We start from the raw sequence: 6,835 nt of genomic DNA, 5'->3' as shown, positions 1-6,835 counted from the left end.
GCGCGTGCGCGGCATCGGCGGAATGGGCATCCGCCCGCCCGCCGCCCGCCGCCTCGCCGCGCACGCGCGGGCGGCGGCCGATGACACGGGCGATGGCTTCGGGCGTGATCGCGCCGGGACGCAGGATCTCGGGCACGTCGCGCGAAAAATCGAGGATGGTCGATTCGATGCCGACCGCGCACGGCCCGCCATCGACCACCATGGCGACACGCTCGCCCAGTTCCTCGCGGACATGGGCGGCGGTGGTCGGGCTGATGCGGCCGAAACGGTTGGCGCTGGGCGCGGCGATGCCTGAGCCGAACACCAGCAGCATCGCGAGCGCAATCGAATGCGAGGGCACGCGCAGGCCGACGGTGTCCTGCCCGCCGGTGACCTCGTCCGGCACCTCGGGGGCGCGCTTCAGGATCAGCGTCAGCGGGCCGGGCCAGAAGGCGCGCGCGAGCGCGAGCGCATCCTTGGGAATGGCGGCGGCCCAGCGCGGCAGATGGTCGGCCGAGGGCAGATGCACGATCAGCGGATGGTCGGCCGGGCGGCCCTTGGCGGCAAAGATCTTGTTCACCGCTGCGGGGTTCAGCGCGTCGGCCGCCAACCCGTAGACGGTCTCGGTCGGCATGCCGACGATGTCACCGGCACGCAGCAGGGCCGCGGCCTCGCGGATCGCCACCAGCGTGGGCGGTTCGATTCGGCCGCGCGGCTTCGCTCCGCTGTCCTTCGTCATTCGCCGCTCACTCGTCGCGGATGCCGATCGCGGCGCGGGCCCGCAGCGCGCGCTGCAGCACCTGATCGGCATCCTCGCCGGTAACGACGAAATGCCCCATCTTGCGCCCCGGACGGGCGTGGTGCTTGCCGTACAGATGCAGGCGCAGGCCGGGCACGGCGTGCAGCGCGGCCCAGTCGGGCTCGCGGTAGGCGCCATGCCCCTTGCCGTCGGCGTACCAGAGTTCGCCCAGCAGATTGACCATCACCGCCGCCGAATGCTGGCGCGGCGTGGCGAGCGGCAGGCCGCACAGCGCCCTCACCTGCTGCTCGTACTGGCTGGCGTCGCAGGCATCGATGGTGTGGTGCCCGCTGTTGTGCGGGCGCGGCGCCATCTCGTTGACGAAGAGCCCGCCGCCACAGACGAAGAACTCCACGCCCAGCGTGCCGACGTAGCCGAGCTTTCCGGCGATGCGCTCGGCGACCTGCCGGGCCTCGTCTCTCAGGCTGGCCGGGGCCTGCGCCGGCGCGATGGTGATGTCGAGGATGCCGTTGCGGTGGCGATTCTCGCCGGCCGCGAAGCAACGCACCGCGCCCGCCTCGTCGCGCGCCAGCACCACCGATACCTCGCAGTCCAGCCTCAGCATCTTTTCCAGCACACAGGCCTCGCCCTTGAAGTGCTGAAAGGCGGCGGCGGCCTCGTCGCGGTCGGCGACACGCGCCTGGCCCTTGCCGTCGTAGCCGAAGCGGGCCACCTTGAGCACCGCGGGGAACAGGCCGGCATCGGCACTGCGGATGTCGTCCTCGCCGCGGATGACCGCGAACGGGCCGTGGGGCAGGCCGTTGTCGGCGAGGAAGGTTTTTTCGGCGATGCGGTTCTGGCAGATCGCCACCGCGCCCGCCGCCGGGTGCACCAGGATGAACTTGCTGAGGTAATCCAGCGTATCGGCCGGGACGTTCTCGAACTCGGTCGTGATCGCCGCACAGTTGCCGCCCAGTTCGTCGAGTGCGGCGTAGTCGCCATAGGCGGCGACCAGGTGGCGGTCGGCGATCAGACCGGCGGGGCTGTGCGGATCGGGGTCGAGCACCCACACCTTGTAGCCCATCTCGTGCGCGGCCGACACGAAGAAGCGGCCGAGCTGGCCGCCGCCGAGCATGCCCAGTGTGGCGGGCGGAAGAATCGGGGAGGAAGCATTGCGAGACGACATGACGGGCCTTCAGTGGGCGGAAACGTCCGAAAACGGGTGATCACCGGCACGCCGGCAGCATCAGGCCAGCGGCGGCAGCGCCATGTCGAGCACGGTCTGCGTCTGGCGCGCGCGGAAGGCTTCGAGGCGGGCCGCCAGTTCGGCGTCGCCGCCGGCGAGCAGCGCCACCGCGAACAGCCCGGCATTGGCCGCGCCGGCCTCGCCGATGGCGAAGGTCGCCACCGGAATGCCCTTGGGCATCTGCACGATGGACAGCAGCGAATCCTGGCCGGACAGCGCCTTCGACTGTACCGGCACGCCCAGCACCGGCACCGTGGTCTTGGCCGCGACCATGCCCGGCAGGTGCGCCGCGCCGCCGGCACCGGCGATGATGGCCTTCAGGCCGCGGCCGCGCGCGGCTTCGGCGTATTCGAACATCAGATCGGGCGTGCGGTGCGCGGACACGACCCGCGCCTCGTAGGGCACGCCGAATTCGGCGAGCATCCTGGCCGCCGCCTGCATGGTCGGCCAGTCGGAGTTCGAGCCCATGATGACGCCCACCAGGGGCTGGCCGGACGGATTCGCATTCATCGCCGTTCGCCTCCGCTCACTTGCCGGCCGCGCGCGCAGCGCGTTCGGCGGACACCACGGTGTTCTCGAGCAGCATCGTGATCGTCATCGGCCCGACGCCGCCCGGCACTGGCGTGATGGCGCCGGCGACTTCGGCCGCTGAGGCGAAATCGACGTCGCCGCACAGCTTGCCGGCATCCGGCCCCGCGTCGAGACGGTTGATGCCGACGTCGATCACGGTCGCCCCCGGCTTGAGCATGTCGCCGGTGACGAAGCGCGGCTTGCCGATGGCGGCGACGACGATGTCGGCGCGGCGGGTGTGGAACGCCAGGTCGCGCGTCTTCGAGTGGCAGACGGTGACGGTGGCGCCGGCATTGGTCAGCAGCATCGCCATCGGCTTGCCGACGATGTTGGAACGGCCGATGACCACCGCCTCGGCGCCCTGCACCGGCACGCCGGCGGTCTCCAGCATCTTCATGACGCCATTCGGCGTGCAGGGTACGAAGCCCTCCCGGTTCTGCGACAGCAGGCCGACATTTTCGGCGTGGAAGCCGTCGACGTCCTTGCGGATGTCGATCGCTTCGAGCACCGCCGTCTCGTCCAGATGGGCGGGCAGCGGCAGTTGCACCAGGATGCCGTGCACGGCAGGGTCGGCGTTCAGCTCGGCGAGCTTCGCCATGACTTCTTCCTGGCTGGCGTGCTGCGGGTAGTCGAAGCGCAGCGAGCGGATGCCGGCCTTTTCACAGCCGGCGACCTTGTTGCGCACGTAAACGGCGGAAGCGGGATCGCCGCCCACCAGGATGACCGCCAGACAAGGTTGCACCCCACGCGCCGTCAGCGCTGCGGCACGTTCTGCGATTTCGCCACGGACACGCGCCGAGAGGGCGTTGCCGTCGATGATGCGAGCGGTCATCGGTAGAGCCTCGAAAAAGGGCAGGATTTTACAGCAAGGCGCCCGAACCGCGTACCCGTCGCCCGCACGCCACCCGGGACGCAGGCCCCCGGGGCGCTCAGCGCAACAGCGCGCCGGGCTCCACGGTCACCACGTGCTGCACGAGTTCGGCCAGCGAGTTGGCCCCCATCTTCTCCATCACCCGTGCACGGTGCACCTCGACGGTCTTGATGCTGATGCCCAGCACATCGGCAATCTGCTTGTTGAGCTTGCCGACGATGATGAGATCCAACACCTCGCGCTCGCGCTGGGTGAGGTGTTCGAGCCGGCGCGCGGTGTCCGCCTCCTGCAGCCGCTTGTCGCGGCTGTCGCGCTCGAGCATCAGGCACTGCTCGATCAGGCGCAGCATGTCGCGCTCGCTGAACGGCTTCTCGATGAAATCGACCGCGCCTTTCTTCAGCGCGGACACCGCCATCGGCACGTCGCCATGGCCGGTGATGAAGACGACTGGCAGGGTGCAGCGCCGGCGCCCCAGTTCCTCGAACATCTCCAGCCCGCTCATGCCCGGCATGCGCACGTCCAGCACCACGCAGCCCGCCATGTCCGGGCGGCAGACGCGGAGAAATGCCTCGGCCGACTCGTAGGTCAGGACCCTGTAGCCATTGCCCTCGAGCATCCAGGTCATGGAGTCGCGCAGGGCTTCGTCGTCATCGACGACATGGATGATTTGTTCAGGCGCTACGGGCAACTCGCTCACTGGCAGACTCCGTCGGCAGGGTAAACGAGAATATGGTACCCCCTTCGGGGTTGTCGTCGACGATCAAGCGCCCGTCGTGGAACTCGACGATCGAGCGGCAGATGTTCAGACCCATCCCCATGCCTTCGGTCTTGGTCGTGTAGAACGGCGTAAACAGGCGCTGGCGCCCTTCCTCGCTGATGCCGTGGCCACGGTCGATCACCGCCACCTCGACCGCGTCGTCGCCGAAGCGGCGCGCCCGCACCACCAGCAGCCGCTGCTCGGGCAGCGTGTCGGCCATGGCGTCGAGCCCGTTGCGGATCAGGTTCAGCACCACCTGCTCGATCATGATGCGGTCGGCGAACACCGGCGGCAGCCCGGGCTCGATGTCGGCGATCAGCCTGATGCCGGTGCGGCGCGCGTCGATGTCGGCGAAGCCGAGCGCGTCGTCGAGCACGTCGACCAGGTTGACCGCGCTGCGGCGCGGCTCGCTCTTCTTCACGAACTCGCGCACGCGGCGCACGATCTTGCCCGCGCGCTCGGCCTGGAAGCTGGCCTTCTGCATCGCGGTCAGCACATCCTCGGGTTTCCACTTGCCGCCCTGCATGCGGGTGACGCAGCCGGCGCAATAGTTGGCGATCGCCGACAGCGGCTGGTTCAGCTCATGCGCCAGCGTCGAGGCCATCTCGCCCATCGTGATCAGGCGCGACGTGCGCTGCAGGCGCTCTTCCTGCTGGCGCGCCACTTCGGCCGTTTGCTTGCGCTCGGTGCTGTCGGTGGCGACGCCCATGCGCACCACCCGCCCATCCACCCAGCGCATGGCCTGCTCGCGCACGTGGTACCAGCGTCCGGACAAGGGGTGCTGCAGTTCGCCGTCGAACAGTTCGCGCGGCAGATCGGCCGGCGTCAGGCCGCGCGGGTCCACGCGATAGTCGCCGCGCTCGGGCTGGGGCACGGCCACGCCGCGCACCGTGTGCCCCACGACGTCGAAGCCGTGGATGCGCTTGAACGCGCGGTTGGCGAACAGGATCTCGTCGGTACGGACATCGGCCACGAACACCGCTGCATCCAGCCCGTCCAACACGGCCTCGAAGCGCTCGTGCGTCGCCTCCAGCGCCGCGCGCACGCGCTTGGGCTCGGTGATGTCGGTGATCGACGCCATCCAGCCCGTCTGGCGGCCGCTGACGTCGATCAGCGGCGACAGGTAGAAGCGCGCGTCGAAGCGCTCGCCGTTGCGGCGCTGGATGCGCAGCTCGAAACCGCTCGCCGGCGCTTGTCCGTTGAGCGTCATCTGCAGGTTGCGCTCGCAGACCTCCAGCATCTCCTCGGGCCAGTACGGGAAGGGCGCGGTCGCGCCGACCAGTTCGTCCTCGCTCCAGCCGACCATGCGGCAGAACGCGGAATTCACATAGATGATGCGCCCGCTGAGATCGATGGCGCGCAGGCCGGTGAGCACCGAATCCTCCATCGCCTTGCGGAAGGCGGATTCGGCGCGCAAGGCCTGCTCGGCCGCCTTGCGCCCGGTGATGTCGTGGGCCACGGCATACACGAGGCGCTCCTCGCACACCGGGTTGATGCTCCACACCAGCCATTTGTAGCTGCCGTCCGCGCAGCGGCAGCGGTTCTCGAACTTCACCGGCTCCCCGCCCGCCAGGCGGCGCAGCGCGTCGAGCGTCGCGCCGGCATCCTCGGCGTGGACGAAGTCGATCATCGGCTGGCCGGGCATACTGTCGGGCGCATGACCGAGAATGCGTTCGAAAGCCGGATTGCAGCGGCGGAAGCTGCCGTCGATGCCGACCACACACAGCATGTCGAGCGACAGGTTGAACAGCCGGTCGCGTTCCTTTTCGACCTGCACGCGGCGCATCACGTGAATGCGCAGCGACCACAGGCTCCACAGCACCAGCACCGACAGCCCCAGGATCAGCGCCGCCGGCAGCGCCCTGGGCAGGCCGCCGCCGCGCAGCGCGGTGGCGCGCAGGGCCAGGCCGTTGCCCGGCGGATCGAAGGCCAGTTCGACGGACAGCGACTCGTCGACATCCTGCAGCTTCGAGCTCACCGCCAGTACTTCGCCGCGCGCATTGCGCAACGCCAGCCGGTACTTGTCCACGAACCACGCCGGTACCAGGTGGCGGATCATGCGCTCGACCGAATACGCCCCCACCAGCGCACCGCGGAATTCCCCCCCGCGCAGTATCGGCACATAGACTTCGAGCACCGTGTCGCCCCGCGCGGTGCGATAGGCGTCGCCGTAGATCAGGCGGCCCGAGGTCCGCGCCTGTTCCATCAGGCGGATCTGCTCGCCCGCCAGCGCCTCGCCGCTGAGCCAGTCCGTGGTGTCGAAGGGCGCCGTCCAGCGCACGATCTCGTCGGTGCCCACCCAGGCGACATTGACCAGTTCGCTGTTGTTGGCGATGTGCTGGTTGGCACGCAACTGGAAACCATCGTGGTCCAGCGCCTCTGCGGCGACATCGCGCGCCAGTTGCCCCAGGAACTCCTCGGTGCCCAGCATCTGGCGCCGCATGGTCTGCTCGGCCCACTGCAGGTCGCGCACCACGGCGCCGCGCTCGGCCTCCAGCTCGCGCTGCTGCAGCAGCCACACCAGCGTCAGCATGCTCAACGCGAAGAACACCACCGCCACATAGGGGGCGGCCCAGTACCAGTGCGGCGGGCCGCCGCGGGCGGAAGTGGAAAGGGACATGGAAGGCGCGGGAACGTAGACAGAAATGATGCGGCGCAATACCGGCGCCCCGA

At 69.3% G+C, this 6,835-nt stretch carries 6 protein-coding genes; all 6 read right to left on the bottom strand.

Annotation, left to right across the window (positions count from 1 at the left end; all coding sequences use genetic code 11):
* Positions 1-718, bottom strand: a 718-nt coding sequence (locus C666_RS12325) for an L-threonylcarbamoyladenylate synthase (RefSeq protein WP_004339546.1), incomplete at its 3' end; no start/stop codon positions are given.
* 7 nt (positions 719-725) lie between these two features.
* Complete coding sequence (locus C666_RS12320) at positions 726-1,904, bottom strand: 5-(carboxyamino)imidazole ribonucleotide synthase (protein WP_038001557.1); 1,179 nt, start codon at positions 1,902-1,904, stop codon at positions 726-728.
* Between the two features lie 60 nt (positions 1,905-1,964).
* Positions 1,965-2,474: a 5-(carboxyamino)imidazole ribonucleotide mutase gene (gene purE, locus C666_RS12315; protein WP_004339542.1), complete on the bottom strand. Its 510-nt coding sequence runs from the start codon at positions 2,472-2,474 to the stop codon at positions 1,965-1,967.
* A gap of 16 nt (positions 2,475-2,490) precedes the next feature.
* On the bottom strand, positions 2,491-3,366 hold the full coding sequence (folD, locus tag C666_RS12310; protein WP_004339541.1) for a bifunctional methylenetetrahydrofolate dehydrogenase/methenyltetrahydrofolate cyclohydrolase FolD: 876 nt from the start codon (positions 3,364-3,366) through the stop codon (positions 2,491-2,493).
* Positions 3,367-3,463: 97 nt separating this feature from the next.
* Entirely contained in the window at positions 3,464-4,102 is a 639-nt protein-coding gene (locus C666_RS12305) for a response regulator transcription factor (RefSeq protein ID WP_004339539.1), read from the bottom strand.
* Complete coding sequence (locus C666_RS12300; protein WP_028792473.1) at positions 4,077-6,782, bottom strand: PAS domain-containing sensor histidine kinase; 2,706 nt, start codon at positions 6,780-6,782, stop codon at positions 4,077-4,079. The genes C666_RS12305 and C666_RS12300 overlap by 26 nt, the downstream gene beginning before the upstream one ends.
* Positions 6,783-6,835 lie beyond the last annotated feature (53 nt).

Source organism: Thauera linaloolentis 47Lol = DSM 12138 (assembly GCF_000310205.1).
Classification (GTDB): domain Bacteria; phylum Pseudomonadota; class Gammaproteobacteria; order Burkholderiales; family Rhodocyclaceae; genus Thauera; species Thauera linaloolentis.
The sequence above is the reverse complement of the archived record's forward strand: the minus strand, read 5'-3'. Positions and strand labels throughout refer to the sequence as shown.